The 251-nt window shown below is 38.2% G+C and carries 1 pseudogene; it reads right to left on the bottom strand.

Annotated elements, in window-relative coordinates:
- Window positions 1-251, bottom strand: a pseudogene (locus LJE12_RS21235) (IS1634 family transposase); the annotation flags it as partial.

The raw sequence follows: 251 nt of genomic DNA, 5'->3' as shown, positions 1-251 counted from the left end.
CCATGTATTCAGAAATCCTGTACTCTGATCATCTGTTACTGAATTCAGGAAATCTAATACGGTTGAATCACTGTATTGTTTCATCTTTTCCGTAAAAAGTGGATGGTTGTATGTATAATCCGGATAGTACTGCGCTGCATTGTTTTCCGCTATGATCGAATAAACAGCCAGATCTAAAAACAGCCCCATATCACGCGATCCAAAATACTTTCCAAGGATATCGTTCAAGCTGCATTCTTCTATGATCTTAC

The sequence above is a fragment of the Blautia sp. DFI.6.71 genome (genome assembly GCF_020593585.1).
Taxonomy (GTDB): domain Bacteria; phylum Bacillota; class Clostridia; order Lachnospirales; family Lachnospiraceae; genus Blautia_A; species Blautia_A wexlerae.
This window is presented reverse-complemented; position numbering and strand designations above follow the sequence as displayed.